Source organism: Aurantiacibacter suaedae, assembly GCF_005434915.1.
GTDB classification, from domain to species: Bacteria; Pseudomonadota; Alphaproteobacteria; order Sphingomonadales; family Sphingomonadaceae; genus Alteraurantiacibacter; species Alteraurantiacibacter suaedae.
Genome location: NZ_SKCG01000001.1, coordinates 100,497 through 127,254 on the forward strand (window position 1 = coordinate 100,497; position 26,758 = coordinate 127,254).

Here is a 26,758-nt window from a genome sequence, read left to right on the forward strand (position 1 = left end):
GATTGCAGGATCAGAATTCGTAAGCGAGCGTGAGGCCATAGGTGCGCGGGTCGGCCGGCTGGCCGACGATCAGCCCTGTGTTGCCTGAGGGAACGGCAAGCTGTTCGAAGTAGTCCTCGTCCAAGACGTTGCGAACCCAAACGAAGGCGTTGAGGCCATCGTCGTTGCGGAACCCGAAGCGCAGGTTGGCCAGCGCGTAGCCTTCGATCCAGGTGTAGGCCGAAGGGGTTGGGTTTGAAGACAACCGGGCACGCCAGCTTCCGTCCATGCCTAGGTACAGCTCGCCCGCGCGCGCCAGTAGCGAGAGCGGCAGACTGCCCTCAAGGCCGGCGGTGATCGACCATTTCGAGACGCCTGGCAATTGCTCGCCCGAAATATCGCAGTTGGCCGGACTCAAGGAGCCGGGAACGCCGGCCCCTCCCGGAGTTTGTCCCGTGCCGACGGTGGTGCCGCCCGACAGTTCGGGCGGACACGGGGCATCGGTAAAGCGCAGATAGGTCGCGTCGGTGAAGGCGCCGCCTAAATAGGCATTGAATCGCTCGCTGGGGCGAATCTCGAAGTCGAATTCCGCGCCCTGCGTGCGCACCTTTTCGGCATTGGCGAGATAGCCGCGCAGTACCCCCAACTGGCCGTTGACGACCTGCGCCTGATAGTCATCAATATCGGTGCGGAACAGAGACAGATTGAGCGTCGCCACCCGCGCCGCGAACTGCGTCTTGAGCCCCGCCTCGTAATGGTTGACCGTTTCCGGCCGAACAGAGCCCACCGCAAGGATGGGGCTTCCCGCCGCATCGGTGGGCACGCCATTGAGGTTTATCCCACCCGGCTTGAAGGTTTTCGCGTAGGTCGCATAGGCTAGGATATCGTCTGTCAGCTGGTAACTTGCGGTAAGATCGTAGCTGAAATTCCAGTCCGAAAATTCGGGCTCGAACCGCTGCGGAGCAAGCACTCCGCGCTGGGCCACAATGCGCGGATCGGTTTCGGCAGAGGTCACCAGCTGACCATCGCCATTGGTCACCACGCTCTCGTAGAGCCCCTTCTTGCGATCGTAGTTGACGCGGAAACCCGGTTGCAGCGAGAGGCTGTCGGTCACCTTCCAGGTCAATTGGCCGAACAGCGCCAGGCTGGTGTTGTTGAGCTGGATGTCATTGGTTGCGGTCAACCCGTCGAGCACCGTGGGATCGTCCGCCAATGGACTGGAAGGATTGAGTAGCCAGCGGCTCGCTGCCGGGCCCTGTTCCTGCGTGCCCTGAGTGCGCACCTTCTGTTCGAAAGCAAAGGCGCCGAGCAGGAAGCCGATCCGGTCCCCTTCGTGCGAAAAGCGGAATTCCTGCGTCCACTGGTCCTGCTGCGAGGGGTTCTGCGACCGGATGGTGATGGGCAGGCCGGTGAAGTCCCTGTCGTTTTCAGGTAGCCAGTCCCATGCGCGCCAAGCGGTGATCGAAGTGAGCGTGCCGAAGGCGGTATCGAGCTGCGCCCTCAGCGACACACCGCCGATGCGGTTGCGCGCATTGAGGTTGGCATCGACGTCGGTGACGCGGTCGAATGGGTTCTCGCTCGGCACCTGATAGTTCTGCGCTGCCGCCAATGCCGCATACTGACGGTTCAGCGGTCGCTGGGTGAGGCCGGTTCCGACGTAGATCTGAGCGCAACATTCGGGGTTCTGATCGGTGTAATCGCCCGCTAGCAACACTTCGAGGTTGTCGGCCGGCTCCCACAGCACCTGCGCGCGCAGGCCCAAGTTGTCCTGCTCGTTGATATAGTTGCCGCTGGTAGTGTTGAAGATAGTGCCGCGCCTGTCGGTCGAGGACAGGGCGAAGCGCGCTGCCACGGTGTCGCTGACCGGTCCCGAAATCGAGGCTTTCGCCTGCGTAAAACCGAGGTTGCCTACGCTGAGCTCACCGCGACCTTCAAAGGTGAATGTCGGGCGTCGAGTGGTGATATTGATCGCGCCGGCCGTCGTGTTCTTGCCGTACAGCGTCCCCTGCGGGCCGCGCAGCACCTCGATCTGCGCCACGTCGAGGAAATCGAGCGTGGCTGAAGCAATGCGCGAGAAATAGACGTCGTCGACATAAAGACCCACGCCCTGATCAAACCCATCGTTGGTGAGGCCGAACGGCACACCGATACCGCGGATATTCACCGCCGTGTTGCGCGGGTTTGACGAGAAGAAGTTCAGCGACGGCGAGATCTGCTGCAGGCGCTGGACGTTGAAGGCACCCAGGTCGTCGAGCTTGCGGCCGCCGATCACGCTGATAGCGATCGGCACTTGCTGTGCGCTTTCGCTGCGACGTCGGGCGTTGACGAGGATGATATCGTCATCGCTCGCCGTCGCGCTTTCGGTGCTGGGAGAGGAAGCTTCGCTGTTGCTGCCGGGTAGGGCGCTTTCTTGGGCTGCTACCGGGGTGGCAAGCGCGATCGCGCAAACGGCCACCACGGGCCGGACGTAAATGGGATGCATGTCTTAGTCTTTCGAAAAAGAGGGGCATCCGGCGGTCCGGTCTGCTCTTCCGAGTTGTTCTGTTAGTTGGCTTAGGCGCCGAGGAATCGGCGCCTTTCGGTGATATCTACCTGGGTAACCTTCCCTTCGTGCACGGTAAGCTGAATCGCCCCGAAGCGAAGCCGTTCGAGTGCAGTGGCGACCAGCCCGAGAGGATCGGCGTTAGTTCCAGGCAGATCAGGTTTCGTGATCTTGGTCATTCTCATCTCCTTGCTAAAGCGACTCACCGACTTAGCCCTATTCTCAATCAAATAGGTTGAGAATAGGGCTAAGTGCAAAGAAAATGCGGGAGCACTGAAAGCGCAACTTGTTGATGCGATATAGCATACTGTATTTGCGTGTGAATTCTGATTCAGCGGGAAGGCTGGTACAGGCTCAACTGGGTTGGAAAGGCACATGCCATCCGGCGGATCTGCGATCCGGTCAAATACTTTGCAAACGCAACGCGGGCGATTATAGTTCGCGCATCATACGTCTGTGATGCCCGTCTTGCCTTCTAACTCCCGACAGCCAGCAATCGGCCCAATATACGTCGTCCAGCGCTTGATCTATTGGTTGCGAGCCCACGGATCCGACATTTTCTCAATATTTAGAGCGCCAGGGTAGGGGGCACCAAGCGCCTGGGCTGCATCGATCCCACCGGTTTGCCAACCGCCTGCCTGTCGGACGATCGTTGTCAGGGGCGCGGACCGTTTATTCTTGCGGTCATGGCAACGCATTCAACCACCCGAGCAGAATTACGAAAGATCGGGTTAATGCAGCCAGATGGCCACAACCAGCGCTCGCACGAGAAGCCAAGGCTAAGCCGGAATGGGCTCGGTCACGTTGGCATGTGCTGGACGGTAGGCGCGCGCCTGCCGGGCCATTACTCTGCTCACCGAGGATGAGCAGTCAGCCTCCGTCAGACTTGATTAGGCTGTGCGGCTGGCGGAGAGGCGCAGCCTGCCGGGATGGCGGTTCTCCCACCATGCGGGTGAATACGTGCCAAGCACGGCGACCGACATTACCAGGTTTTCGTGCACTTGGAATTGGGCAACGAGCTCTGTTTGGAAACCTATGCGGGATTGCCAAAGTCGTGTGGCAACTTCGCTCGATGCGGTAAAAACCAAACACGCCGGAAACCGACGCAGTGCCAGCCATTCGGAGCTAGCGGAAGAATGGTGGCGTGCTCTTAACCAGCCGATGAGTTAACTCGCGGAATTCTGATCCACACTCTATTCAACCAGACTACTGGTTGCGCTCCGCACTGCCTTGCAGCGGTTTCGACACTCGTACATGTGTCACGCTAAGTGTCACTAGATATGTCAATGTAGCGTCACCGAAAACCGCAAAATTGCGTGGTTTCCAGAGATTGGTCGGGGAGACAGGATTCGAACCTGCGACCCTCTGTTCCCAAAACAGATGCGCTACCAGGCTGCGCCACTCCCCGACCGGGATCATTCACGCTGACAACAAGGCTGGTGGGCCCGGCAGGACTCGAACCCGCGACCTAGCCGTTATGAGCGGCCAGCTCTAACCAACTGAGCTACAGGCCCCGCCTTGTCAGCGCGAAATGGGCCGATAGCTTGTGCAGCCCCGCACGGCAAGAACTTCGCGTCATTGCGATGCTATCTCGCCACCGACGCCAACACGTCGGCCGCCGACGAGGATACCACGCCGCGCCCTTCGCAATAGGCGAAGATACGCCGCCACCAGTCGTAAAGCCGGGCAAGATCCTCTGCGCTGCGGACATAGGGTGTGTGGCCCGGCGCCAGCGAAGGGCTGTGGAAAGAGAACATCAGCACCGGCAACCCGGCGTCGAGCGCCATGTCGATCCCGCGAATGGCCTCATCCACGCCTACGCCTTCCGGCGTCAGCGGAATGCGTTCCAACAGGCCGAGCCGAGAGAGCGCCCCGCGAGCCTGCGGCATTCGCCACAAGCGCGGATAGATCGCATCGCCCAGCTCGCGCAGCAGCCCCCAGAAGGTGGTGGTCAGCGGCAATTCGAGCATCGTGTGTGCATCGTCGAGCCAGTAGGGCGCAAGCGGATGGAGGCGATAGTCGGGCCCGCCGCTCGCCGCATAATCGAACTTGGCGCGCACCGAGGTATCTATCGCGATGCCGTTGGTCTGCAGGATTTCCGCCGTGCGCGGGCCAAGGCCATAGCGCCCGGCGCGATAGATCAGCGGGGCAGCGCCAAACTGCGCCTCGATCCGGTCGCGCAGGCGGGCGAACTTTTCGGCCTCGAGCGCAAAGGGCAGATTGCCGGCAAAGCTGTTGGTCTGGCTCACCTCTTCGCTGAAAGGCGGGTTGACCCAAGGATGCAGCTGAACCCCCACTTCGGCCCGCCCGGCGGCGACAGGGTCGCGCAGGATTTCGCCGGCCAGCGCGGATGTCGCGATGGGCCAGTCGACCAGATAGATCGGAACGACGCCCATTTCCTCGCAAAATTGCTGAAATTGAGCGAGCCTCGACACATGCTCAAGCCCATAGCCATCGCGCTTGATAGGCTTGTCCCAGTCGAACTCTTCCTCGGTGTCGACTGTTACAAGGTAGCGGGTCTTGCCATCGGGAAAACGGGCGAGAGCTTGTGGCGGTGGCGGGTCTAACAGGCTTCGCACGGCCACCGAAATTACTCCTGCTGCTCCGCCGCCCCCTCTGCGCCGGTTGCTCAGGCCGTGCTATGGGCCTGACTTGCAGGGGTCAATAACCCGCCGCCCGTTAGCGGCAAGTGAAGGCTTACCCGTTTTTCGGCGAAGGTCAGCTTTCCGCCAGCTGCGTGGGCCTCGGCTGCGGCAAGGTCCAGGGCGAAGCGCGGGCCGAATACGCCTGAGCTTAGCGCTCCCCGGCGCTTCTCGTCGAAGGCGTCGAGGTCGTGCAGCGATTGGGGCAGATGGCACGAAAGATAGGCGGATTTGCCGCGCTGCTCCAGTTTCAGCGTGAGCGTTTCGGATGGGGCGAGCGCGCCGGCCATGGTCGCCAACAGCCGCCACGACAACAAGCGTGTTTCCGTGCGAGCAATGGCTAGAGGAAAGGGCCCGCCGATCGTCTCCAGCTCAATCGCGGCATCGCGCGGTTCGAGCACTGGGCGAAGGCGGCGCAAGGTTTCGCTGAAAACTTCGGCAAGATCGCTCTCACCGCTTTCGAGCTTGGCCGCGCCGGTCTGAAGGCGGGCCAGCCGGTCAAGCTCGTCAAAGCCTGCTAGCAGGCGTGCCGCATCGACGGTGATAGCGGCGGCGTGGGCGCGATATTCGTGCGGCGCGGGGCCGAACATCTGCTGCTGGATCACTTCGGCAAAGCCCTGGATCGCTCCCACCGGCGTGCGCAGTTCATGCAGAATCTGGCGCATCCGGTCGGCACCCGCGTTTTCAGGTACCTGCCTCTCGGCAGCGCTCGGCCTCGGCGGGCGGCGCAGGCGGCAGCGATAGCCGGCAAAGTTCCCGCGCGGGCGCTCGAAGATCGGGCTTGCCTCGATCAGCCAGTCACCGGCGAGACGTCCACGCCCCTTGAGCGCGATCCGGCCGGCGCGAACGGGTTGGTGGAGGCGGAAGGCCGGGGCGATGTCTTCGCCAAAGCTCACCAGTGGGCCCGGGTGGGCTCCGGTCAGCAACATGCCAAGCACCTCGGAAATGACTGGGTCGCTCGCCGCAAGTACGCGGCCTTCCGCATCGGTGACCGCGTCGAAAGCCATCACACTCGTGGACTGTTCGCTGGCAGGCGCATCGCCCAGCGGGAGGCGCGGGGCGAGCACAGGGGTGCGGCGGGCGCTGCGATAGATTTCGATCCGCTCGATGATCTCGCCGATGGCGCGCGGCTCTGCGGCTGACGCAGTCGGTTCGACGGGCGCTTTCGGTTCGTCTGGCGCTTCTGGTTCGGCGGTGATGAGCGGCTCGAGAGCGGCGGGCGCGGCTGGCGGAAGCGGAACCGCCGGTGTCTCCGGCTTTTGTTCGCACTTGGCGTCTTCCTTCGGAAGCGGCGCAGGGGCAGGGGGGTCCTGCGAGATCGCTTCAGCGCGCGTTTCGCGGGCGGCATCGGAAAGCACCAGATCGCCGATGCCAAGCCGGGCCAACAGTGTGGTCGCACTGGCGGGCAAGTCGCGGCGGTGGCGCAGAAACCCGCGGCAACCGACCGGCAGCTGAGGAATTAGGGTGCGCCACTGCGCCTCGGTCAGCCGTGCGGTGGCCATCGCTGCCGCTGCGATGCGGGGTTCGCCTTCCGCCAGAACCGCCACGAGCCGCGGATTGCGTAGCCGGAGACCGCTCTCGCGCAGGATTCGGGCCTGTTCTTCTGGCGCAATGTGCTGGCGCAGTTCGGTCAGTCGGGCGAATCCCCGCTCGACAACAGGGCTGGCGGCCTGATCGTCGCGCAGGGTGCCCAGCAGGTCGAGCAACTGGCGAAATTGGGTGAGCTGCCCCGCCTGCCCCAGCGCAGCCATGCGCAGTACGGTGGCAAGACGGTCGTCGAACAAGGGTATGGCGCTCCGCGAGAAGGATTGAACATCCGGACGAATGCGCCACTACCCGGCACGGTTGTCTTTGGCATGTGCGCTGGCAGGCGGCGTCGCAAAAAGGGACATCCCGAACAGCGGATAATAACATTTCCGCACAACAGGCTTGCGCATCTTGGTTGTTTCCTCAAGAAAGTTGCACTTGGATCCAGATCAGGTCGCAGATTCCGGCGCAGGTGGGCGCCGTTTTGTGACCGTGATCAGCAAAGGGGGCAGGCCCATGGGCACGCTGGACGCGATTGACCGGAAATTGCTGGCTGAACTTCAAGCCGAAGGCCGGGTGACGAATGTCGACCTGGCCAGCCGCGTGGGGCTGACCGCACCGCCGTGTTTGCGCCGGGTACGTGCGCTGGAGGAAGAGGGCGTGATTCGCGGCTATCACGCCGACCTCGACCCCTCGAAGCTGGGCTATGCGATCACGGTGTTCGCGATGGTGTCACTGCGCAGCCAGGCGGAGGAAGATCTGCGCGCTTTCGAAGTGCACATGCGCGACCTGCCCGAGGTGCGCGAGTGCCACATGCTCAACGGCGAGATCGACTTCATCCTGAAGATCGTCAGCCACGATCTGCAGAGCTTCCAGGAATTCCTCACCAGCAAGCTGACGCCAGCGCCCAACGTGGCGAGCGTGAAGACTTCGCTGACGATCCGCACCGCGAAGAACGAACCGGGGGTTCCGCTGGGTTAGCGGCGGATTGCATTAAGGGCACCTTGCCTACGGTCCGTTACGCCGCAGTGACCAGGCAATCAGCCTCAGATGCAAAGCGAAAATACCGACAAACATTCCCCCCAAAATCAGGAACACCGGCAGGGCGGCATCCTCCTGTCCTTCGCGCGGCGACGCAGCGAGCGAAGCGACGAATGCGCTCGTTAGCACCACGCCCGCAAGCACGGGAATGAACGACAGGGCTAACGCGCGCGGGGCGGTCCAGTTGACTTGACCGTGAAGACCCCATTGCATCGGCAATCGAGCATAGTCGCGAAAACGCGCATTGCCGCGTCGCACCATGATCGCCATTACCATGAGCGCAACCACGACCACTGCAAGATTAGCCAAGGCTGCCACTCACGGCACCCCCTCGTCCGAAAGGACAGAGGGAGGCGCCAGGTTGTTCACCCCTCGCGGCTTTCCAGCCACTCTTCGAGCCACTTGATCGTGTAGTCGCCGTTGATCACGTCCTCGTTCCGCACCAGCGCCTGGTGCAAGGGAATCGAGGTCTTCACACCTTCCACGACCATCTCCTCCAGAGCCCGACGCAGCCGCATCAGGCAGCCCTCGCGGGTGCGGCCGTAGACGATCAGCTTGGCGATCATCGAGTCGTAGTAAGGCGGGATCGAATAGCCCGAATAGAGCCCGCTATCGACGCGCACATGCATGCCGCCCGCCGGGTGGTAGGCCGTGACCTTGCCCGGCGAAGGGGCGAAGGTGAACGGGTCTTCCGCGTTGATCCGGCACTCGATCGCGTGGCCCTTGAACTCCAGTTCGTCCTGCGTGACCGAAAGCTGCTTGCCATCGGCAACGCGGATCTGCTCGCGCACGAGGTCTACGCCGGTGATCGCTTCGGTCACCGGGTGTTCGACCTGCAGACGGGTGTTCATCTCGATGAAGTAGAACTCCCCGTTTTCCCACAGGAACTCGATCGTGCCCGCGCCGCGATAGCCCATGTCGGCCATGGCGTTGGCCACGATACCGCCCATGCGCGCGCGCTCTTCCGGGGTGATGACGGGCGAGGGGGCTTCCTCGAACACCTTCTGGTGGCGGCGCTGTAACGAACAGTCGCGCTCGCCGAGGTGGATCGCATTGCCCTTGCCGTCGCCGAACACCTGAAATTCGATGTGGCGCGGATTGCCGAGGTACTTCTCGACATACATGGTGTCGTCACCGAAGGCGGCCTTGGCTTCCGACTTCGCCTGATTGACGAGAGCTTCGAGGTTCTCGGGGCCGGGGATGACCTTCATGCCGCGGCCACCGCCACCTGCTGCGGCCTTGACCAGCACCGGATAGCCGCATTCGGCGGCCACCGCGCGGATCTCGTCCATCGTCTCGACCGCACCGGCAGAGCCCGGCACCAGCGGCAGGCCCAGCGCGCCCGCCGTCTTCTTGGCGGCGACCTTGTCGCCCATGGTGCGGATGTGCTCGGGCTTGGGGCCGATCCAGATCAGATCGTGCGCCTCGACGATCTCGGCGAACTTCTCGTTTTCCGAGAGGAAGCCGTAGCCGGGGTGAATGGCATCGGCGCCGGTGATCTCGGCAGCCGAGATGATGGCCGCCTGATTGAGGTAGCTGTCGGTCGCCGAGGGCGGGCCGATGCAGACGGCATGGTCAGCGAGGCGCACATGCATGGCCTCGGCGTCGGCGGTCGAGTGGACCGCAACCGTCTCGATGCCCATTTCGTGTGCGGCCCGGTGAACGCGCAGCGCGATCTCGCCGCGGTTCGCGATGAGTATGCGTTTGATCGCCATCAGTTCAGGATCACCAGCGGCTGGTCGAACTCGACCGGCTCGGCATTGTCGACGAGGATTTCGCCAATGGTGCCATCCTTGGGCGCGGTGATGGGGTTCATGACCTTCATCGCTTCGACGATCAGCAGCGTGTCGCCTGCCTTCACCTTGTCGCCCACCGCGATGAACGGCGGCGAGTTCGGCTCGGACGCCATATAGGCGGTGCCAACCATCGGCGACTTGACCGCGTTGGCGTTGTCGCTCGGCGCCGGGGCGGCGGGCGCCGCAGCCGGCGCGGGCGTTGCTGCGGGTGCTGCCGCAGCCGGAGCAGGCACGCTGATGGCGGCGGCTGGCGCTGCGATCATCTCGCGCGAAAGGCGGATACGGCGATCGCCTTCCTCCACCTCGATTTCGGTAAGGCCCGTTTCGGCGAGCAATTCGGCCAATTCGCGCACCAGCGCGGTGTCCACCGTCATGCCCGACTTACGGCCAGAAGCCGGCTTAGAATCTGCCATGCAATTCCTCAGTACTTGCGACTAATGTTGACCGCCCGCGCTAGTGCCTGTCGCCCCGCATGGCAAGCCTGCGGTCAGCTTGGGGCGGGGCACATCAGAAGCGGGCCGCCGCCTCGAGCGCGAGTTCGTAGCCGTAGACGCCCATGCCGGTGATCGCGCCCCTGGCGGCCATGCCGACATAGGATTGGTGGCGATAAGCCTCGCGCGCGGCGGGGTTGGAGATGTGGACCTCGATCACCGGCGTGGTGATCGAGCGGATTGCATCGTACAGCGCGAGGCTGGTGTGCGTATAGGCCCCGGCATTGAGGATAACGGCCTTGGCGCCATCGGCCTGGGCCTCATGCAACCAGTCGATCAGGTGGCCTTCGTGGTTCGACTGACGCATCTCGATTGCGAGATCGAGCTCCGAAGCGCGTTCGTCGAGCCGGGCGGCGACATCGTCGAGTGTGTCGGAGCCGTAGATTTCGGGCTCGCGCGTGCCGAGGAGGTTCAGGTTCGGGCCATTGAGGACATAGACGGTCTGGGTCATGGCGCTTCCATAGCCGCACTCTGTAGGCCCGCAAAGGGGCTTGCGGGCCGCGCCTTTCCAACAAGGTGTGACAGGTGTGACAGTGTCCAGACAGGAAAACCGGATGCTGTCACACCTGCCGGCGGCCCGGCCTACTGGTCCACCCCCTTGATCTTGCCCCACTGGCGCGCCGCCGTATAGCCGAGGTAGCCGGTGCCGAAGAGCGCATAGAGCGGTTCGGGCAGGCCATTGAGATAGGCGTTCATCCCGCTGGCAATGTCCCTCGCGGCAGAGGGATTGAACGCGCCCAGCACGCCCATCGGCAGCGCGAACAGCAGCAGCGTGTACATCACATAGAGGAAGCTTGGCCGCGCGCGGCTTGTCCAGGGGTCGGACGATTGCGCTTCGGCGACGATGGCGGCGAGGCGCGCCTGGATCGCCTCCAACTCCTGCGTACCTTCAAGCCGCAGCAATTCGAGCTTGGCCCGTTCGCGCGCTTGGGGGTCGGGAATGATCTTGTCGATCAGCGAGGCAATCGGGCCGATGAGGGTTTCGAGCAGAGCCATGAGCCGTTTCCTTTGGTTAGAGGTAATCCATCTGTGAACCAAATAGGCTCGTGTAGGAAAGTGGTTTGGCATTTGAACATGGCAAATATTGGGTTATCACCAACACACTTACGGGACGCGAGAGGGGCATTAGATGCTGGGCGGAGCACAACAACGGTATTCGGGCGGGGCGATCCTGCTGCACTGGCTGCTGGCGCTGTTGCTGGCGGGTGAACTGGCGCTGGGCTTTACCATGCCGCGCGATGCCAGCGGGTTCGAGCTTTATCAGCTGCACAAGTCGATCGGCATAACGATCCTCGTGCTTAGCCTCATGCGGCTCGGCTGGCGGCTTACTCACAAGCGCCCCCCGAAGATCGAGGGCGGTATCACCGGCTTTCTCGCGAGCGCGGTGCATGTCGGCTTCTATGTCCTGATGATCGGCGTGCCGCTGACGGGCTGGGCGATTGTCTCCACCTCGGCGATCAGCGTGCCGACGATGATCTTCGGTGTGGTGCCCTGGCCGCATCTGCCGCTCGACGCGGGGATGAACCACACGTTCGAGGACGCGCACGAGATTCTGGCCAAGGTCGGCATCGGCCTGTTTGTGCTCCACGTGGTCGGGGCGCTGCGGCATCACTTCCTGATGCGCGATTCGCTGCTGGGCCGCATGGCGCCTGGTGGAGCGGCTGCTGCAACGCTCGGCCTCATGGTCGCGGTGATCGCGCTGTGGGCGGCGGTGTACTTCGGGCTGGGCGGCGGCGCAGGGCATGACCACGAGCACGAGCACGAGCACGAGGAGGATACTCGGCAGGAGCAGGACGTGACGCTGCCGCCCGATGGCTCGCAAGCTGAGGGGCGTGTCGCGCTCGATGCCGAGAGCGCGGCGGAACAGGAGCCGACCGAAGATCAGGCTGCCGAGGGCGCGGAAGAGCCGGGCGATGACGAGGTGGCTACCGAAGATGAGCCGGAGGCAAAGGAAACGCAGGCTTCCGGCCCCCCGCCATCGTGGACGATCCAGCCCGGCGGCACACTTCGCTTCAATGTCGATAACGGCGGCATGGCGCTGAACGGCAGTTTCTCACGTTGGAGCGGCACCATCGCGATGGATCCCGAAGCACCTGAAAGCGCGCGCATTGCGATCGAGATTGATCTTGCCAGCGCCACGCTCGGTGACGGCACGCAGGATGCCATGCTCAAGGGGCCGGACTTTCTTGGCGCCGGTGCGAATCCCACGGCGACCTGGCGCTCCACCAGCGTGCGCAGGGTCAGCGGCAATCGCTATACGGCCGATGGCACACTGAGGCTGAAGGGCGTGAGCCGCCCGCAGCGGATCGCGTTCACGCTTTCGGGCAGCGGCGCACGGCGCTCGGTCAGCGGCACAGCGGCGATCGATCGCAAGGCGTTCAGCGTCGGCACGGGCGATGCGGCAGAAGGCGTTGCCCCCACGGTCAACGTCAGCTTCGCCTTCGATGCGACACGCTAAGAAAGCGATTGAGGGAAATTTTCCACTGGTCGGGACGACTGGATTCGAACCAGCGACCCCTACACCCCCAGTATAGTGCGCTACCAGACTGCGCCACGTCCCGATGCCAGTGGAAGCGCGCCTATAGGCAAGGCTCTCGCGCATGGCAAGCCGTTGCATTGGCAATCCGCACAGTTGGCCGAATTTGGCCTGATTGCCAGCCCCAGGTATTGCTGCTAGGCGCGGCAGCCACGCACCGGGGAGGGTGTTGTTGCCTATGCCTTGGCCGGGCAATCAACCCTCTTCCTGCGCCAATCTTTTCATTCGTGCTGTTATTGGGCCGATCCTATGCTTGATATTCTTGCCGCCGGCGCCGCCGGTTCGTCGCCTCCCGGTTGGGTGCAGTTCCTGCCCATCGTCGGCATGATCGTGATCTTCTGGTTCCTGATCTTCCGCCCGCAGATGAAGCGGCAGAAGGAACACGCTGCGAAAATCGCCGGCGTGAAGAAAAACGATCAGGTCGTGACCGCTGGGGGCGTGATCGGCAAGATCGTGCGGGTGGACGACGACTATGTCGATCTCGAAATCGCGCAGGGCGTGAGGATCAAGGTCGTCAAGAGTACGCTGGGCGACATCGTTCCGCCCGGTGGCAAGCCTGCCAACGATTGATACAACGGTTCGGATAAGCCATGCTCGATTTTCCCCTCTGGAAGCGCATCTCGCTGTGGGGCGTGGCCCTGCTGGTGATTCTGGCCGCGCTGCCTTCTATCGCTTCGCTTTCAGGTGTGCGCTGGCCCTCTGGCTTGCCCGATCCGGAGGTCAATCTCGGCCTCGACCTTGCTGGCGGCAGCCACATTCTGCTTGAGGCGCAGCCTTCGCAGGTGGCCGCGCAGCGGCTGGAGACGCTGGAGGAATCGGTTCGCTCAACGCTGCGCGATACCGAACCGCGCATCCGCATCGGCGATATTTCCACCGCCAACGGCCGTCTGTCGTTCATGCTTGAGGATGCTTCGCAGGTAGATGCCGCCCGCGAAGAACTGCTGCCGCTAATCAACGGCTCGGGCCTTACTCGCGAGTGGGATCTGGCCGTCAACGACGGCAACCGTTTCATTCTCACGCCGACCGCGCAGGGCCTTGCAGAGGCCGTCAGCAATGCGATGGACTCGGCCACCGAAGTGGTGCGCCGCCGTATCGACGCGCTGGGCACGCGCGAGCCGACCATCATCCGTCAGGGCGATAACCGCATCGTGGTGCAGGTGCCCGGCCTTGAAGACCCGGCTGCGTTGAAGGAATTGCTTGGCCAGACTGCCAACCTCGAATTCAAGCTGGTCGATACCAACGCGCTGCCTTCCGATATCGAACAGGGCATTGCCCCTCCGGGCAGCGAAATCCTCGAAGGCGCTCCGGGCAGCGACTATGAGGGCCGCCGGATCGCGGTGCGCCGTCTCGGCGGCATTCGCGGAGATACGCTGACCGGCGCGCAGGCGACGGTCGACCCCCAGACCAATGAAAACGTTGTTACGATCCAGTTCGATCCGACCGGCGGTGCCCGCTTCGCAAAGCTCACCAGCGAGAACGTGAACCGGCCGTTCGCGATCATCCTCGATGACGAGGTGCTCTCGGCCCCCAACATCAATGAGCCGATCATTGGCGGTTCGGCGCGCATTTCGGGTGGCTTTACCGCCGAAAGCGCCAACCAGCTCGCAATTCAGCTGCGCTCGGGCGCACTGCCGGTGGATCTTGCAGTGGTGGAGGAGCGGACCGTTGGGCCGGACCTCGGTGCCGATTCGATCAATCGCGGTATGGTCGCGATGGGTATCGGCTCGCTGCTCGTGGTGCTGCTGATGATCGCCACCTATGGCCGCTTCGGCGTCTATGCGACGGCAGCTTTGGTGATTAACGTCTTGATGATCCTTGGGATCATGGCGCTAATGAACACCACACTGACCTTGCCCGGCATCGCCGGTTTCGTGCTCACCATCGGCGCGGCGGTGGACGCCAACGTGCTGATCAACGAGCGTATCCGTGAGGAGCGAAAGCGAGGGCGCCGCGTGTTCAACGCGGTGGAGACCGGCTATCGCGAGGCGAGCCGCGCAATCTACGACGCGAACGCCACCAACTTCATCGCCGGTGTGCTGCTGTTCGCCTTCGGCTCCGGCCCGGTGCGCGGCTTTGCCGTGGTTCTTATCATCGGCCTGTTCACCAGCGTATTCACCGCTGTAACGTTCACCCGGATGTGGGTGGCTGGCTGGCTGCGTAGCAAGCCTTCCGAAATTCATATCTGAGGGGAGAGACAATGCGCCTTCTGAAACTCGTCCCCGAAGACACCAACATCCACTTCCTGAAGTGGCGCCTGCCGTTTTATATCGTCTCGTGCCTCATCATCGCGGCGAGCTGGGCGCTCGTGTTCACGCAGGGCCTGAACTACGGTGTGGACTTCGCCGGTGGTCAGGAAATCCGCGCCACCTTCGCTGGCGAGGCCGAAGCTCCGGTGGCTGAACTGCGCGACACGATCAGCGCTTTGCCCGAGGTGGAAAATCCGACCATCCAGCGCTTTGGCGATCCGAACCAGGTTTCGATCCGCGTTCGCCTGCCCGACGAGGCCGAAGGCGATCCCGGCTTTGCCAACCGCATGTCCGAACAAATCACCTCCGCAATGCGCGCCGCGCACCCGGATGTGGTGATCGACGGTGTAGATTCGGTTTCGGGCAAGGTCTCGGGCGAGTTCCGCGATACCGCGCTTTATGCCTTGCTGTTCGCGATGATCGCGATCTCGATCTACATCTGGATCCGGTTCGAGTGGCAGTTCGGCGTGGGCGCGCTGTTCGCGCTGTTCCACGACGTGTCGCTGACGCTGGGCATGTTCGCGCTGTTCCAGATGGAGTTCTCGCTCCAGATCATCGCCGCGATCCTTGCCATCATCGGCTACTCGCTGAACGATACCATCGTCGTCTACGACCGTATCCGTGAGAACCTGAAGAAGTTCCGCAAGATGCCGGTGCCCGAATTGCTCGACCTCTCTGTCAACGAGACGCTGGCGCGTACGGTGATGACCTCGCTTACGCTGCTGGTGGCGCTTATTCCTTTGCTGATGTTCGGCCCGGCGAGCCTGTTCGGCCTCGTGGCGGCGATCACGCTGGGTATCTTCGTCGGCACCTATTCGTCGGTCTACATGGCCGCGCCGATCCTGATCTGGCTCGGTGTGAACAGCGACAGCTTCGTACCGACCGAAACTGTTGCCGACCGGCAGGAACGCAAGGCGCGCGGCGAAGTCTAGGCGGTGAGCTGCTCGTAATAGGAGGCCAGCGCTTCGGCATTGGCCTCCCAGCTGAAGCGGCCGGCGCTCTTGCATACCACTTTGGGCGGCGTCGCCTCGGCGAACAGCTCTTGCAAAGCCTCGGCGATCGCATCGGCATTGCGCGCAATGATGCGCCCTGCCGGGCTCGCCTCGTTCGGCAGTATCTCGCGCGCGCCGCCGACATCGGTGATGACGAGCGGCGTTCCACAGGCAAGCGATTCGACCCAGGCGTTGGCCAGGCCTTCGCTGGCGGAGGGCAGCGCCGTCGCATCCGCCGCCGAGAGCACGCGGGGCAGATCGCCGTGCCCGAGCGAGCCGAGGAAATGCACCCGGTCTGACAGGCCCAGTTCCTCGGCCAATTCAGCCAGCGCAGCGCGATCCGGTCCGACACCGGCGAGCGCCAGATGGGTATCGGGCAGCTGCGTAAGCGCACGCATAACGAAGTGCTGACCCTTGCGCGGGATGAGCGCGCCGATGGAGGCAACCAGCCGCGCATCGGCTGCTAGTGTCACCCCGAAATGGCTAGCAAGGAAAGCACGGCTCTCTGCCCGGTCAAGCGGGCGGAACAGGCTGCGGTCAAGCCCTGTATAATGAACCGTGATCTTCTCGCGCGGAAGGCCGATCTCAGCCATATCATCGGCCAGCGCTTCGCACACGGCGAGCAAGCCTGTGGCCTGGGCGGCAGCGCCGCGCATCTTGCGGTTGGCATAGGCCTTCATGCCCCAGTGCGAGATATCCGCCCCGCGCGCCTTGATGCTCAGCGGGAGGCCCAGATCCTCGGCAATGCGGGCGGCGGCGGGGCCGTCGGGATAGAAGAACTGCGCATCGACCAGATCGAACGGGGCGATGGTGTGGAGGCGGCGGGCCAGCGGCAAGGCCGCGCGCACGATCATCGCCGGGTTGAAGGGCCCGCCCACGGAGGGGATCAGTGTGAAACGCGGACGGTAGACCTCGACCCCAAGTTCCATACCCGAGGTCGCGGCCAGTGCGAGCGCGCGGTAGCGCCCCATCGGCACCGGCGGCACGCCAATCGGATTCATGACGGTAACGCTCCAGTCGCCGCGCGCGGCCAGCGCTTCCATCTGCCGCGCGACGAAAGTGCCGAAGCGGGGCGTGTGGCTGTTGGGGTAGAGTGTCGCCAGCGAAAGGACGCGCTTCATCGTCCGCGCCCCGTTAGAGCTTTCGCACCAGCATTTCGGCCACGGCGAGCCAGGGCGGCCCGTCGATCACGATCTGCCGCTGACCGCTGCCCGGCGGTAACAGGCCCACGAAGTTGCCCCGGCGATCGATCAGTCTGCCGAAAGCGAATCGCCCGCCCGATCGCGGCGCGAGCACGTCGCGGTTGACGAGAGCAGGGCTATCGTTGGGATCGACCTTGCGCAGCCACAGCTGGTCGCCGCTGCGATATTCGCCCTGACTGAACTCCACGACTAGGCACACCAGCGCCCCGCCATCCACCAGTTCGGTGGGCAGGATGGCATCGCGCGGGGCGGTGAGGCTTTCAGGCCCTGTGTCAGTGAGGCGGGCGATGACCTGCGGCGCGGCCTGCTCCTCGCCCTTCACCAGCGTTTCAGGCTCGACACCAAGCGCCGCGCCGATGCGATTCATCCACGCCAGCGAAAGGTTACGCATCCCGGTTTCAAGGCGGCCAATCGTTTGTGCGGTGGTCGGCGGATCGCAAGCATCGGCCACTTCGGCCAGCGTCAGGCCCTTCTGCTTGCGGATGGCTCGGATGCGATTGATCACCGCTCGGGGCTCCAAAATAACCAAATCGGTTTTTCCACTTTCCTACATCGTACCGGTGCTGGCAAGTCGCCGCCACTGCAATCTTGGGGAGAACGCCGATGACGATGCCGCGCGAACTGGTTGAACGTGAGCTTACCGAGGAGGGGCCACGGCGTGGTGGCAAGGCAGGCGGGATTTCGCGCAGGCGGCGCAGTGTCACTATGAATCTTGCCGAAAGCCCGCTCAGCTGGCTGCACGCCCATGGCCACCTCGACGACCGGCTCTTCGCCGCCGGGGAGGCGCTGCGCAGTGATTACGAGCGGGCGCAGGTCGCGCCGTCGATCACGATGCGCTGGGATCCGGTGCGGGTGAAGTCGACCGGTGAGCGCGGGCTGGAGCAGGGCGAAAAGCAGATCGCAGCGCGCCAGCGCTTCGCTGGAGCGATGAGGGCCGCCGGCAGGGGACTGGAAGACGTGCTGTGGCGGGTGGTCTGCGCGGGCGAGACCTTACCGGTTGCGGAAAAGGCGCTGGCCTGGCCGGCGCGTTCGGGCAAGCTAGTGCTGCGGCTGGCGCTGGACCGGGTGGCGGACTTTTACCGCCTGCGGTGAGGCTTAGCGGCCGGTCAGCGTCGCATACCAACGCTGCAATAGCCCGAGGAACCGTTGCAAAAGCGAGGGGTGCGGATGGGACAGGCAAACGTCTTCGCGCATGAGACGGGCGCGCAGGTTGCTTTGGGCCGAGGGGGCGTGGGTGACGGGTTTGGGGGCGGGGCGGGGAGCCTCGTCCTCATCGAACAGGATGACCGAGGCCACGGCATCATCGACGACCGGCGGCTGCATTGGCGCGCTTTTCGGCGCTGGCTCGCGGTGCGAAAAGCCGGGGGCGACATCGTCGTAATCGTGCATCAGACCGAGGCGCTCTGGCGAGCGCTCGGTTGCGGGCGCTGGCTGGAGGGGTTGCTTCTCAATCGGCGCGGCTTCGCGAACGGCCGGTTTTTGCGCCAGCAAAGGTTCGCTCGGTTGCTGCGACAAGGCATCGGGAAGCGCGCCAAAGATGGTGATTTGCGGCTGCTTCGGTTCGCGCGGGCGGGTCAGAGACAGCATCTTCTCCGGCGCGGGAGGGTCGGCCTCTTCAAGATCGTCGACCCATTTGTCGTCGTCGTTTAACGGAGAGAGCGGCTGCGCAAAAATATCGTCCTTGTCGCTTTCCGACATCGGCGCCAGGCCGAACAGGCTGACATTTGCGCGCGGACGTTCCTCGGGAACATACTCGTCGAGCTGCTCTGCCGCGCCTTGCTGGAACAATTGATGGGCCTGCGCCAGCTCGTCGGGATCGACCACGAGGACGGGCTTCTTCTTCAGCCGGCGCGCTCCCATGCTCGCGAGGCTGCCAAAGGCATCCTCGGAACGCAGGGCTGTGGAAGAAGAGTTCGGACCCATAAGGCCTCTTAAACCACCAAGTTGGTGGAGGCGGAGTGTCGATAGTTGGTTAATTGCGGGTAAGCGTTAAATTGTTGCCCGCGCGTGCCGTTATCCCTCGACCTGCTCCGCCAGTTCGAGCCAGCGCATCTCGGCCTCGTCCTTCTCTTCGCGCGCCAGTTCGAGCGATTTGGAGATGCGTTCGAACTTGCCCGGATCGCGCGAATAGAGATCGGGATCGGCTAGCGCCGCCTCGCCATTGGCGATCAGGCGGTCGAGTTCCTCGATCCGTGCGGGCAGCTGCTCGTAGTCGCGCTGGTCCTTGTAGCTGAGCTTATTCGAAGCCGGGGCAGGCGGGGGCGGTGGTGGCGGCGGCGCGCTGTGAGCAGCCTTTTTGGCCGGGGTCTTCGTGCGCGCCTTGCGCTGGGCCTGCCAGTCTTCATAGCCGCCCGCCACAATATCCACGGTGCCGGTGCCATCTAGGCCGAGCGTCACGGTGACGGTGCGATCCAAGAAGTCGCGGTCGTGGCTGACGATCAGCACGGTGCCGTCGTAGTCGGCGATCACCTCTTGTAACAGGTCGAGCGTTTCGAGGTCGAGATCGTTGGTCGGCTCGTCGAGCACTAGCAAGTTCGAAGTGCGGGAGAATTCGCGCGCCAGCAGGATGCGCGAGCGTTCGCCGCCCGAGAAGGTGCCGATCTTCGCGTCGACCACCGAGGGGGCGAACAGGAATTCCTTGAGATAGCCCTGCACATGCTTGCGCGTGCCCCGCATATCCACCCAGTCGCCGCCCTCCGCGAGCACGTCGCGGACAGTCTTCTGCGGGTCGAGCAGCTTGCGTTGCTGGTCGATCATCACGCCCGACAGGGTGTTCGCGTGGGTGACGGTGCCGGTGTCTGGCTCCAGCTCGCCCGTAAGCATCTTAAGCAGGGTGGTCTTTCCCGCGCCGTTCGCGCCGACCACACCGATGCGGTCACCGCGCTGAATGCGCAGACTGAAGGGCTTGATGATAGTGCGTTCGCCGTAGGTTTTGGAAATATCCTCGGCCACGATCACCGACTTCGACTTGAACTCGGCATCGCTGCCAAGCGCGATCTTGGCAGTGCCGGTGGGCTGGATCATGGCGGCACGGGTGGCGCGCATCTGCCACAGCTTTTCGAGCCGCCCCATGTTGCGCTTGCGCCGCGCGGTGACGCCGCGTTCGAGCCAGTGTGCCTCGATCTTCAGCTTGGCATCGAGACGGTGAGCGTTGCGCGCCTCCTCGGCATAGACCTGCTCTTCCCAGGCTTCGTAGCCGCCGAAGCCGACTTCCTTGCGGCGCATGTTGCCACGGTCGAGCCACAGGGTGGCGTTGGTCAGCCGCTTGAGGAAAGTGCGGTCGTGGCTGATGACGATGAAGGCCCCGCGAAAGCGCGTGAGCCAGTCTTCGAGCCAGTCGATGGCGGCAAGATCGAGGTGGTTGGTCGGCTCGTCGAGCAGCAGCAGGTCGGGGCTCATCGCCAGCGCGCGGGCGATGGCAGCACGACGCTTCTCGCCGCCGCTCGCGGTGGCGGCTTCGCGGCCCATGTCGATGCCAAGCTGGCCGGCAATCGCCTCGACCTCGTATTCGGCCGGCGCATTATCGCCGCCCAGCGCGAAGTCCATCAGAGTGGCGCAGCCGGTAAAGTCCGGCTCCTGTTCGAGCCAGACGATGTTCGTGCCCGGCTTGATCTTGCGCAGGCCGCGGTCGGCCTCGATCTCGCCGGTGATCAGCTTGAGCAGCGTGGTCTTGCCAGCGCCGTTGCGACCGATCAGCGCGAGCCGGTCGCGTGGGCCGATATGGATGTCGAGGCCGTCCCCCTGCGCCGGGTTGCCGAACAGCCAGCCGCCGCCTTGCTGAAGGCCGAGGCCTTCCCAGGAAAGAATAGGGGGTTCTGCCATGATCGGCGCGACCTAGTGAGACGGCGAGGACCTGACAAGCTCCGCGCGCGTTCAGGAAGCGGAAATCGGTTGTTGCGGAGATAGCCGTTTATTTATCTATGGAGTGATTATATGTCGCGACTCTCTTTTTCCGCCCTTGCTGCTACGGCAACACTCGTGGCGATGGTGCCGCTCGGTGCGACGCCTTCCGCGGCCGCGGATGTGGCGATTGCTGCTCAAGGCCCGGTGGTCGAACTGCGCGTGACACAGCAGGTGCTGTCCGATCCCGACAAGGCGACGGTCAACGCCGGCGTCACCACTCGCGGGGCGACTGCGGTGGAAGCTATGCGAACCAATGCCACACAAATGGAGCGCATGCTCGCGCAGGTGACCAGCCTTGGGGTGCCCGAGGACCGCGTCCAGACCAGCGGAATCACGCTCAACCCGCAGTACAATTACAACAACAATCAGCCGCCGCAGTTCACCGGCTATGAGGCGACCAACACGGTGACGCTGGAGCTGCGCGAACTCGACCGGATCGGGCCGGTGCTCGATGCGCTTGTGGCAGCAGGAGCAACCAATCTCAACGGGCCGATGTGGGCTATCGTCGACGACACCAGCGCCAAGCAAAGCGCGCGCGAGGCGGCCTTTGCGCAAGCGCGCGAGCAGGCCGAGGGCTATGCGAAGATGGCCGGGTTCGGTTCGGCGCGGCTGCTGGCGGTGGAAGAAACGCTCGACTATGCCACCCCGATGTACGATCGCATCGCCCCGCAGGCGGTCAGCGCCGCGCCGGCCGCTTCGACCCCGACGCGTCCTGGCCGGGTGGCGACGCAGATCACGCTGACCGTGAAGTACGCGCTGGAGCAATAGAGCACAGGCTAGAGCTTGCGGCAGGCAAAGCGCGGCATTCACACCTTGTTCAATGCCCCTGACTTAGGCAGAACCCGTGATGATGACCGCCTTTGCCTTTCGTATTTCTGCCTTGGCCACGGTATGGGCGCTCGCGCTGGTCGGTGCGACACTGGCAGTTCCCGCCGCCGCACAGCCGATGCCGTCGCGCCTTCAGGCCGACGATCAGGCGAGCGCCCGTGCCGAAATGCAGGCCGGGCGCAACCTGCCGATCCGCGCCATCGAACAACGCATAGTCCCGCGCTACGAGCGGCAGGGGTTCGAGTATCTAACCTTCGAATACGATGGCGTTGCCTCGATCTATCGGCTCAAGTTCATCAAGGACGGGCGACTTCTGTTTGTCGATGCCGATCCGCGCACGGGCCGTGTGCTGCGCGAGCAGCGCTGAGCCATCCGCCGGAAACCGCAGCCCTGGTTGACGCGTTCATGACATTCGCCCAAGCACGGGCGCAGATGTTTGCGAAGGGGTATCAATGCGCATCCTGATCGTGGAAGACGAACCGACGCTGGGTCAGCAGCTCAAGAACACGCTGGAACAGAACGGCTATGCGGTCGACCTGTCTACCGACGGTGAAGACGGCCATTTCCTTGGCTCGACCGAGGAATACGATGCCGTGGTGCTCGACCTCGGCCTGCCCGAAATCGACGGCCTGACCGTGCTCGGCATGTGGCGCAAGGAGGGGCGAAAGTTCCCGGTGCTGGTGCTGACCGCGCGCGATTCGTGGTCGGACAAGGTGGCCGGGCTCGATGCCGGGGCCGACGATTATCTCGCCAAGCCGTTCCAGACCGAAGAGCTGATCGCCCGCCTGCGCGCGCTAATCCGCCGCGCCTCGGGCAATGCCTCGAGCGAGTTGACCGCTGGTGACGTGCGGCTCGATACCCGCTCAGGCCGCGTCACCCGCGCGGGTGAGCCGGTCAAGCTGACCGCGCAGGAATACAAGCTGCTGAGCTACCTGATGCACCACAAGGGCAAGGTGGTCAGCCGCACCGAACTGATCGAGCACATTTACGATCAGGATTTCGACCGCGATTCGAACACCATCGAGGTGTTCGTGACGCGCATCCGCAAGAAGCTTGGCGCAGAGGTAATCACAACGATCCGTGGCCTCGGTTACAGCCTCGACGACCCCTCCGAAGGCGCGCGCGAATAGCGGCGATGACGAGGGCGTGGCTCCCGCTGACGTGAGCGCCGAGGAGGCGCCCGCGGGAGAAATCGCGCCCGACATGGAAACCCGCAACACCGGCTCCATCGCGCGCCGGATGATGATTATCGCGGCGGTGTGGATCGTGGTGCTGCTGGCGATTGGCGGCTTCGCGCTGGACCGGGCGCTGACTCAGTTGCTTTCCAAACAGTTCGACGAACAGCTCGAATTGCCGCTGACAGCGATGATTTCCTCTGCCGAGATCGATCCCTACGGCGACGTGTGGTTCAATCGCCCGCTCGCCGACCAGCGCTTCCTGGAGCCGAATTCGGGCTTCTATTATCAGATCAACGGCAATGGTGCGGTGAACTATTTCTCGCGCTCCTTGTGGGATCGCACGCTCGCCATCGACGAGGATCTCGATGCCGAAAATCCGGTGTTTTACGATTCCGACCAGTTCCCCGATGAGAGCCTGCGCATGGTGCAGCGCACGGTACAGATTCCGGGCTCGGACACGCAGTGGCAGTTCGTCGTCGCCGGATCGCGCGAGGAGCTGGACGACCAGCTCAACTCGATCCGCGCGCTGCTCGGCTGGTCGTTTGCGGTGCTGGGCGTGGGGCTGTTTCTGATGGCGGTGGCGCAGACCTGGTATGGCCTTTCGCCGCTGCGCCGCATCCGCCGGGCGATTGCTTCGATCCGGCAGGCGGGTTCGAACCGGGTGACCGAGCCGCTTCCGCTTGAAGTGCAGCCGATGGTGCAGGAGCTCAACGCGCTGCTCGACCACTCGCAGAGGCAGGCCGAGGAAGCGCGCACCCATGCGGGTAACCTCGCCCATGCGCTGAAGACCCCGCTGACAGTCCTGAATAATGCCGCGCGCGGGCACGATCCGGCGCTCGACAGCATCGTGCTGCGCGAATCGGCCAGTATGCAGCGGCAGGTCGATCACCATCTCGCTCGCGCCCGTGCGGTGGGGCGGCGCGCCATCGGCCATTCGCGCAGCCTGGTGATGGAAAGCGCCAGCGCGGTGGAGCGCGCGGTGCGCACGCTTTATCCCGAGGTGCGGCTCGATCTGGCGGGCAATGCGGGTGCCGCCGTGTCGCTTGAACGGCAGGATCTGGAAGAGCTGCTAGGCAACCTGATGGAGAACGCGGCCAAGTATGGTGGCGGCTCCGTGTTCGTGACCGTCGATGCGCGGCCCGAGGATCCGCTGTGCGCGATCTGGATCGAGGATGACGGCATCGGCATTCCCGAAGCGCAGCGGGTCGCGATCTTCGAGCGCGGCGCGCGGCTCGATACGGAGAAGCCCGGCACCGGGTTGGGACTGGCCATCGTGCGCGATGTGGCGGGCATTTATGGTGGTGAAGTCAGCCTCGGCGAGAGCGAGGATCTGGGCGGACTGCTGGTGGAGTTGCGGCTACCGCGCGCCTGAGCTTCAGCCGCGTCGCCGCCACCACGAGGCGAGGAGGCTGCCGATACACACGTGCCAGACCGCCGATAATGCTGCGGGCACCGGCGCGAGCGCGGCCTGTGTGGTTGAGGAGAACTGGGCGGCAAAGCTCGGGGCCTTGGCGAGGCCCGAACCGAGCCCTGAATTCTGCATCCCCACCTCGATGCAGACCGTCCGCGCCTCGCGGCTGGCAAGGCCCATCAGGCGCGCGAAAGCATAGCCGAAGCCGAACCCCATCAGGTGGAGGAGGAAGGTCGCGATCAGCAGCGCCCCGGCATGGGCGCGAATCAGGTCTTTCGCGCCGCCGACGATCCCACCGACGATCAGGATCACCAGCACGATGGCGACCAGCGGCAGCACTTCGCCCACCGCCTTCGCGGCACGCGGTAGCAGCTCTGACAGCACGGTTCCCGCAATCAGCGGCACCAGCACTATCGACACCATATCGGCGAAAAGGCTCCAGCGGTTTATATCCACATAGGCTCCGGCCAGCGCTCCGGCGAGCAGAGGCGTGGCGGCGATGGCGACCAGCGTAGAGGCCATCGTCATGGCAACCGACAGCGCGACATTGCCCTTGGCGAGATAGGTCACGATGTTCGAGGCGGTGCCACCAGGGCAGCAGGCCACCAGAATCAATCCGACCGCCAGCCCCTGTTCCAGCCCCATGCCGCGCGCGATGGCAAAGCCCGCCAGCGGCATGATCGCGAACTGGCCCACCACGCCGACAAGAAATGCGCGTGGCATAGTGGCGAGGGCGCGGAAGTCGGCAAAGCGCAGGGTCAGCCCCATGGCCAGCATGATCAGCCCGAGAAACACCGACAGCAGCGGCTGGCCGAGCAACCGGTGAGAGCCGTCGGTCACCCAGGTGAAGGCCCCCGGCACGAACCACGCCAAGGCAACGCCCGCCAGCGTGAGCGGCGCGAAATTGTTGGTCAGCCTTCTCAGCATCGGCGCTGGCGAGGCTTATTCGCCGCGCGCCTTGCGGTGGTGCCGGATCACTTCGTCGATCACGAAGCGGATGAACTTTTCGGAGAACTCGGGATCGAGATCGGCGTCTATGGCGAGCTTGCGCAGCCGCTCGATCTGGCGCGCCTCGCGGTTCGGATCGGCGGGGGGAAGCTGGGTCTTCGCCTTATACTCGCCCACCGCCTGGGTGATGCGGAAGCGCTCGGCCAGCATGTGGATCAGCGCGGCATCGATATTGTCGATGCTCTTGCGAAAGCCATCCAGCACGGGATTGGCGGGCGGTGCGGTAGTGGCCATCTTGTGCTTCTCTACTGCGGGCTGTTCGGCAGGCTCGGTCATCGTCAGTCCTCTTGGGCGAGAAATGGCCGCTTGCCAAGCGTGTGTGGGTTCTCCATCTGGGGCGCATGAGCGACAATGTGGTCCCGATCAAGCGCGCCATCGGCGCTGACGAGCCGAGCCTTAGCCCGATTCTGTCGCTGACGGCGACGGCAATGAATTCGGTCAACCAGATCATCCTGCAACGGATGCAAAGCGAAATTCCGCTGATTCCGGCGCTTGCCGGGCACCTGATCGCGGGCGGGGGCAAGCGTATGCGCCCGATGCTCACGCTCGCGGGTGCAGAGCTGCTTGGCTATGAAGGCACGCGCCATCACAAGCTCGCCGCTGCGGTCGAGTTCATCCACACCGCCACCCTGCTGCACGACGACGTGGTCGATGGCAGCGAGATGCGCCGGGGCAAGGAAGCGGCCAACATCGTGTTCGGCAATCCGGCGACGGTGCTGGTGGGCGATTTTCTGTTCAGCCGCGCGTTCGAGCTGATGGTCGAAGATGGCAGCCTCAAGGTGCTGAAAATCCTCTCCAGCGCCAGCGCGACCATCGCGCAGGGCGAGGTCGACCAGCTGACCGCTCAGCGCAAGATCGAAACCAGCGAGGATCGCTACCTGGGCATCATCGGGGCGAAGACGGCGGCGCTGTTCGCCGCCGCCAGCCGGATCGCTGCCGTGGTCGCGGAGAAGGACGAAGCCGCTGAGCGCGCGCTTGACGACTATGGTCGCAACCTCGGCGTGGCATTCCAGCTGATCGACGATGCGATCGACTACGATTCGGATGCCGCCGAAATGGGCAAGGACCGGGGCGACGATTTCCGCGAGGGCAAGATGACTCTGCCGGTGATCCTCGCCTATGCGCGCGGCACGCCGGAAGAGCGGCAGTTCTGGGAGGAGGCCATCGCCGGCTTCCGCGATACCGACGAGGATCTAGCCCATGCGGTCGAGCTGATCGGGCGGCACGACTGCATCTCCGCCACCCGCGAGCGAGCGCGCCACTTTGCGCAGAAGGCCTGCGATGCGCTGGCGATGTTCCCCGACAGCAAGGCGCGCCGGGCGATGGTCGAGGCGGCGCAGTTCGCGGTTTCGCGCGCGTATTAGCACCTCCACCGCTCGCCCTGAGCTTGTGGAAGGGTTGCTTTCCTCTTTAGAGCCTTCGTCCGGAAGGAAGGG

The 26,758-nt window shown here is 63.9% G+C and carries 26 protein-coding genes and 3 tRNA genes; 11 read left to right on the forward strand and 18 right to left on the reverse strand.

Translation table 11 applies throughout. From position 1 onward, the window contains the following. Nucleotides 1-10: 10 nt before the first annotated feature. From E0473_RS00515 to E0473_RS00540, 6 genes are all read right to left on the reverse strand, one after another. A complete protein-coding gene (locus tag E0473_RS00515; protein WP_137678931.1) occupies nt 11-2,461 on the reverse strand; it encodes a TonB-dependent receptor in 2,451 nt (816 codons plus the stop codon). 71 nt (nt 2,462-2,532) lie between these two features. Further along, nucleotides 2,533-2,700 carry a YezD family protein gene (locus E0473_RS00520; protein WP_162848932.1) on the reverse strand — a complete coding sequence of 56 codons (168 nt, stop codon included), beginning with the start codon at nt 2,698-2,700 and terminating at the stop codon, nt 2,533-2,535. 1,152 nt (nt 2,701-3,852) lie between these two features. After that, a tRNA-Pro gene (locus tag E0473_RS00525) sits at nt 3,853-3,929 on the reverse strand. A gap of 29 nt (nt 3,930-3,958) precedes the next feature. Continuing rightward, nucleotides 3,959-4,035, reverse strand: a tRNA-Ile gene (locus E0473_RS00530). Nucleotides 4,036-4,107: 72 nt separating this feature from the next. Beyond that, nucleotides 4,108-5,106: a polysaccharide deacetylase family protein gene (locus E0473_RS00535; protein ID WP_137678933.1), complete on the reverse strand. Its 999-nt coding sequence runs from the start codon at nt 5,104-5,106 to the stop codon at nt 4,108-4,110. Nucleotides 5,107-5,150: 44 nt separating this feature from the next. Beyond that, nucleotides 5,151-6,947: a histidine kinase dimerization/phospho-acceptor domain-containing protein gene (locus E0473_RS00540; RefSeq protein WP_137678934.1), complete on the reverse strand. Its 1,797-nt coding sequence runs from the start codon at nt 6,945-6,947 to the stop codon at nt 5,151-5,153. Nucleotides 6,948-7,206: 259 nt separating this feature from the next. On the opposite strand from E0473_RS00540, the gene E0473_RS00545 reads away from it, so the two are divergent. After that, nucleotides 7,207-7,671, forward strand: a complete 465-nt coding sequence (locus E0473_RS00545) for an Lrp/AsnC family transcriptional regulator (protein WP_137678935.1) — start codon at nt 7,207-7,209, stop codon at nt 7,669-7,671. 27 nt (nt 7,672-7,698) lie between these two features. Here E0473_RS00545 and E0473_RS00550 read toward each other — a convergent pair whose 3' ends face one another. From E0473_RS00550 to E0473_RS00570, 5 genes are all read right to left on the reverse strand, one after another. Further along, entirely contained in the window at nt 7,699-8,007 is a 309-nt protein-coding gene (locus E0473_RS00550) for a hypothetical protein (protein WP_137679985.1), read from the reverse strand. An 89-nt stretch (nt 8,008-8,096) separates the two neighbouring features. Beyond that, complete coding sequence (accC, locus tag E0473_RS00555; protein ID WP_137678936.1) at nt 8,097-9,446, reverse strand: acetyl-CoA carboxylase biotin carboxylase subunit; 1,350 nt, start codon at nt 9,444-9,446, stop codon at nt 8,097-8,099. Beyond that, the gene (gene accB / locus E0473_RS00560; protein ID WP_241657269.1) at nt 9,446-9,940 is read right to left on the reverse strand and encodes an acetyl-CoA carboxylase biotin carboxyl carrier protein; all 495 of its coding nucleotides are present in this window, start codon (nt 9,938-9,940) and stop codon (nt 9,446-9,448) included. The genes accC and accB overlap by 1 nt, the downstream gene beginning before the upstream one ends. Before the next feature lie 94 nt (nt 9,941-10,034). Beyond that, entirely contained in the window at nt 10,035-10,469 is a 435-nt protein-coding gene (gene aroQ, locus E0473_RS00565) for a type II 3-dehydroquinate dehydratase (RefSeq protein WP_137678937.1), read from the reverse strand. Nucleotides 10,470-10,600: 131 nt separating this feature from the next. Next, nucleotides 10,601-11,014 (reverse strand): holin family protein, encoded by a 414-nt coding sequence (locus E0473_RS00570; protein WP_137678938.1) that lies wholly within the window; start codon nt 11,012-11,014, stop codon nt 10,601-10,603. A gap of 133 nt (nt 11,015-11,147) precedes the next feature. Here E0473_RS00570 and E0473_RS00575 point away from each other — a divergent pair, with 133 nt between their 5' ends. Further along, on the forward strand, nt 11,148-12,476 hold the full coding sequence (locus E0473_RS00575) for a cytochrome b/b6 domain-containing protein (RefSeq protein WP_137678939.1): 1,329 nt from the start codon (nt 11,148-11,150) through the stop codon (nt 12,474-12,476). A 26-nt stretch (nt 12,477-12,502) separates the two neighbouring features. On the opposite strand, the gene E0473_RS00580 is transcribed toward E0473_RS00575, so the two are convergent. After that, nucleotides 12,503-12,579, reverse strand: a tRNA-Pro gene (locus E0473_RS00580). Between the two features lie 224 nt (nt 12,580-12,803). Here E0473_RS00580 and yajC point away from each other — a divergent pair. The 3 genes from yajC to secF are packed head-to-tail and all read left to right on the forward strand — an operon-like array spanning nt 12,804 to nt 15,732. Next, nucleotides 12,804-13,124: a preprotein translocase subunit YajC gene (gene yajC / locus E0473_RS00585; RefSeq protein ID WP_137678940.1), complete on the forward strand. Its 321-nt coding sequence runs from the start codon at nt 12,804-12,806 to the stop codon at nt 13,122-13,124. 20 nt (nt 13,125-13,144) lie between these two features. Then, nucleotides 13,145-14,740, forward strand: coding sequence for a protein translocase subunit SecD (gene secD / locus E0473_RS00590; protein ID WP_137678941.1), 1,596 nt, complete (start codon nt 13,145-13,147; stop codon nt 14,738-14,740). 11 nt (nt 14,741-14,751) lie between these two features. Next, nucleotides 14,752-15,732, forward strand: coding sequence for a protein translocase subunit SecF (gene secF, locus E0473_RS00595; protein ID WP_137678942.1), 981 nt, complete (start codon nt 14,752-14,754; stop codon nt 15,730-15,732). Here the strand turns inward: secF and E0473_RS00600 are convergent. Next, nucleotides 15,729-16,913 carry a glycosyltransferase gene (locus tag E0473_RS00600; RefSeq protein WP_137678943.1) on the reverse strand — a complete coding sequence of 395 codons (1,185 nt, stop codon included), beginning with the start codon at nt 16,911-16,913 and terminating at the stop codon, nt 15,729-15,731. The genes secF and E0473_RS00600 overlap by 4 nt on opposite strands. A 13-nt stretch (nt 16,914-16,926) precedes the next feature. Next, a complete protein-coding gene (locus tag E0473_RS00605; protein WP_137678944.1) occupies nt 16,927-17,499 on the reverse strand; it encodes a helix-turn-helix domain-containing protein in 573 nt (190 codons plus the stop codon). A 104-nt stretch (nt 17,500-17,603) separates the two neighbouring features. Here E0473_RS00605 and E0473_RS00610 point away from each other — a divergent pair, with 104 nt between their 5' ends. After that, nucleotides 17,604-18,086, forward strand: coding sequence for a DUF6456 domain-containing protein (locus E0473_RS00610; protein ID WP_137679987.1), 483 nt, complete (start codon nt 17,604-17,606; stop codon nt 18,084-18,086). A 3-nt stretch (nt 18,087-18,089) separates the two neighbouring features. Here E0473_RS00610 and E0473_RS00615 read toward each other — a convergent pair whose 3' ends face one another. Further along, complete coding sequence (locus E0473_RS00615) at nt 18,090-18,854, reverse strand: hypothetical protein (protein WP_137678945.1); 765 nt, start codon at nt 18,852-18,854, stop codon at nt 18,090-18,092. A gap of 153 nt (nt 18,855-19,007) precedes the next feature. After that, entirely contained in the window at nt 19,008-20,816 is a 1,809-nt protein-coding gene (locus E0473_RS00620) for an ABC-F family ATP-binding cassette domain-containing protein (RefSeq protein WP_137678946.1), read from the reverse strand. A 111-nt stretch (nt 20,817-20,927) separates the two neighbouring features. Between E0473_RS00620 and E0473_RS00625 the strand changes: the two genes are divergently transcribed. The 4 genes from E0473_RS00625 (at nt 20,928) to E0473_RS00640 (ending at nt 24,275) form a co-directional block, all read left to right on the forward strand. After that, a complete protein-coding gene (locus tag E0473_RS00625; protein ID WP_137678947.1) occupies nt 20,928-21,665 on the forward strand; it encodes an SIMPL domain-containing protein in 738 nt (245 codons plus the stop codon). A gap of 79 nt (nt 21,666-21,744) precedes the next feature. After that, on the forward strand, nt 21,745-22,092 hold the full coding sequence (locus tag E0473_RS00630; RefSeq protein ID WP_241657359.1) for a hypothetical protein: 348 nt from the start codon (nt 21,745-21,747) through the stop codon (nt 22,090-22,092). A gap of 85 nt (nt 22,093-22,177) precedes the next feature. Continuing rightward, nucleotides 22,178-22,855 carry a response regulator transcription factor gene (locus E0473_RS00635; protein WP_137678948.1) on the forward strand — a complete coding sequence of 226 codons (678 nt, stop codon included), beginning with the start codon at nt 22,178-22,180 and terminating at the stop codon, nt 22,853-22,855. Next, nucleotides 22,806-24,275: a sensor histidine kinase gene (locus tag E0473_RS00640; protein ID WP_421721758.1), complete on the forward strand. Its 1,470-nt coding sequence runs from the start codon at nt 22,806-22,808 to the stop codon at nt 24,273-24,275. The genes E0473_RS00635 and E0473_RS00640 overlap by 50 nt, the downstream gene beginning before the upstream one ends. 3 nt (nt 24,276-24,278) lie before the next feature. Here the strand turns inward: E0473_RS00640 and E0473_RS00645 are convergent, their stop codons facing one another. Both E0473_RS00645 and E0473_RS00650 read right to left on the reverse strand, forming a co-directional pair. Next, on the reverse strand, nt 24,279-25,241 hold the full coding sequence (locus E0473_RS00645; protein ID WP_137678949.1) for a bile acid:sodium symporter family protein: 963 nt from the start codon (nt 25,239-25,241) through the stop codon (nt 24,279-24,281). Nucleotides 25,242-25,256: 15 nt separating this feature from the next. Then, nucleotides 25,257-25,556, reverse strand: a complete 300-nt coding sequence (locus tag E0473_RS00650) for a chorismate mutase (RefSeq protein WP_137679990.1) — start codon at nt 25,554-25,556, stop codon at nt 25,257-25,259. Between the two features lie 107 nt (nt 25,557-25,663). On the opposite strand from E0473_RS00650, the gene E0473_RS00655 reads away from it, so the two are divergent. Then, on the forward strand, nt 25,664-26,686 hold the full coding sequence (locus tag E0473_RS00655; protein WP_137678950.1) for a polyprenyl synthetase family protein: 1,023 nt from the start codon (nt 25,664-25,666) through the stop codon (nt 26,684-26,686). Nucleotides 26,687-26,758 lie beyond the last annotated feature (72 nt).

Excerpts from the sequence above, each read along its gene's own strand:
- secF (WP_137678942.1), top strand. The coding sequence starts at position 14,752 with ATGCGCCTTCTGAAACTCGTCCCCGAAGACACCAACATCCACTTCCTG.
- E0473_RS00615 (WP_137678945.1), bottom strand. The coding sequence starts at position 18,854 with ATGGGAGCGCGCCGGCTGAAGAAGAAGCCCGTCCTCGTGGTCGATCCC.
- E0473_RS00600 (WP_137678943.1), bottom strand. The coding sequence starts at position 16,913 with ATGAAGCGCGTCCTTTCGCTGGCGACACTCTACCCCAACAGCCACACG.
- E0473_RS00610 (WP_137679987.1), top strand. The coding sequence starts at position 17,604 with ATGCCGCGCGAACTGGTTGAACGTGAGCTTACCGAGGAGGGGCCACGG.
- E0473_RS00635 (WP_137678948.1), top strand. The coding sequence starts at position 22,178 with ATGCGCATCCTGATCGTGGAAGACGAACCGACGCTGGGTCAGCAGCTC.
- accB (WP_241657269.1), bottom strand. The coding sequence starts at position 9,940 with ATGGCAGATTCTAAGCCGGCTTCTGGCCGTAAGTCGGGCATGACGGTG.
- E0473_RS00630 (WP_241657359.1), top strand. The coding sequence starts at position 21,745 with ATGATGACCGCCTTTGCCTTTCGTATTTCTGCCTTGGCCACGGTATGG.
- E0473_RS00625 (WP_137678947.1), top strand. The coding sequence starts at position 20,928 with ATGTCGCGACTCTCTTTTTCCGCCCTTGCTGCTACGGCAACACTCGTG.
- yajC (WP_137678940.1), top strand. The coding sequence starts at position 12,804 with ATGCTTGATATTCTTGCCGCCGGCGCCGCCGGTTCGTCGCCTCCCGGT.
- E0473_RS00550 (WP_137679985.1), bottom strand. The coding sequence starts at position 8,007 with ATGGTAATGGCGATCATGGTGCGACGCGGCAATGCGCGTTTTCGCGAC.
- E0473_RS00655 (WP_137678950.1), top strand. The coding sequence starts at position 25,664 with ATGAGCGACAATGTGGTCCCGATCAAGCGCGCCATCGGCGCTGACGAG.
- secD (WP_137678941.1), top strand. The coding sequence starts at position 13,145 with ATGCTCGATTTTCCCCTCTGGAAGCGCATCTCGCTGTGGGGCGTGGCC.
- E0473_RS00520 (WP_162848932.1), bottom strand. The coding sequence starts at position 2,700 with ATGACCAAGATCACGAAACCTGATCTGCCTGGAACTAACGCCGATCCT.
- E0473_RS00645 (WP_137678949.1), bottom strand. The coding sequence starts at position 25,241 with ATGCTGAGAAGGCTGACCAACAATTTCGCGCCGCTCACGCTGGCGGGC.
- E0473_RS00545 (WP_137678935.1), top strand. The coding sequence starts at position 7,207 with ATGGGCACGCTGGACGCGATTGACCGGAAATTGCTGGCTGAACTTCAA.
- accC (WP_137678936.1), bottom strand. The coding sequence starts at position 9,446 with ATGGCGATCAAACGCATACTCATCGCGAACCGCGGCGAGATCGCGCTG.
- E0473_RS00515 (WP_137678931.1), bottom strand. The coding sequence starts at position 2,461 with ATGCATCCCATTTACGTCCGGCCCGTGGTGGCCGTTTGCGCGATCGCG.
- E0473_RS00575 (WP_137678939.1), top strand. The coding sequence starts at position 11,148 with ATGCTGGGCGGAGCACAACAACGGTATTCGGGCGGGGCGATCCTGCTG.
- aroQ (WP_137678937.1), bottom strand. The coding sequence starts at position 10,469 with ATGACCCAGACCGTCTATGTCCTCAATGGCCCGAACCTGAACCTCCTC.
- E0473_RS00620 (WP_137678946.1), bottom strand. The coding sequence starts at position 20,816 with ATGGCAGAACCCCCTATTCTTTCCTGGGAAGGCCTCGGCCTTCAGCAA.
- E0473_RS00570 (WP_137678938.1), bottom strand. The coding sequence starts at position 11,014 with ATGGCTCTGCTCGAAACCCTCATCGGCCCGATTGCCTCGCTGATCGAC.
- E0473_RS00650 (WP_137679990.1), bottom strand. The coding sequence starts at position 25,556 with ATGGCCACTACCGCACCGCCCGCCAATCCCGTGCTGGATGGCTTTCGC.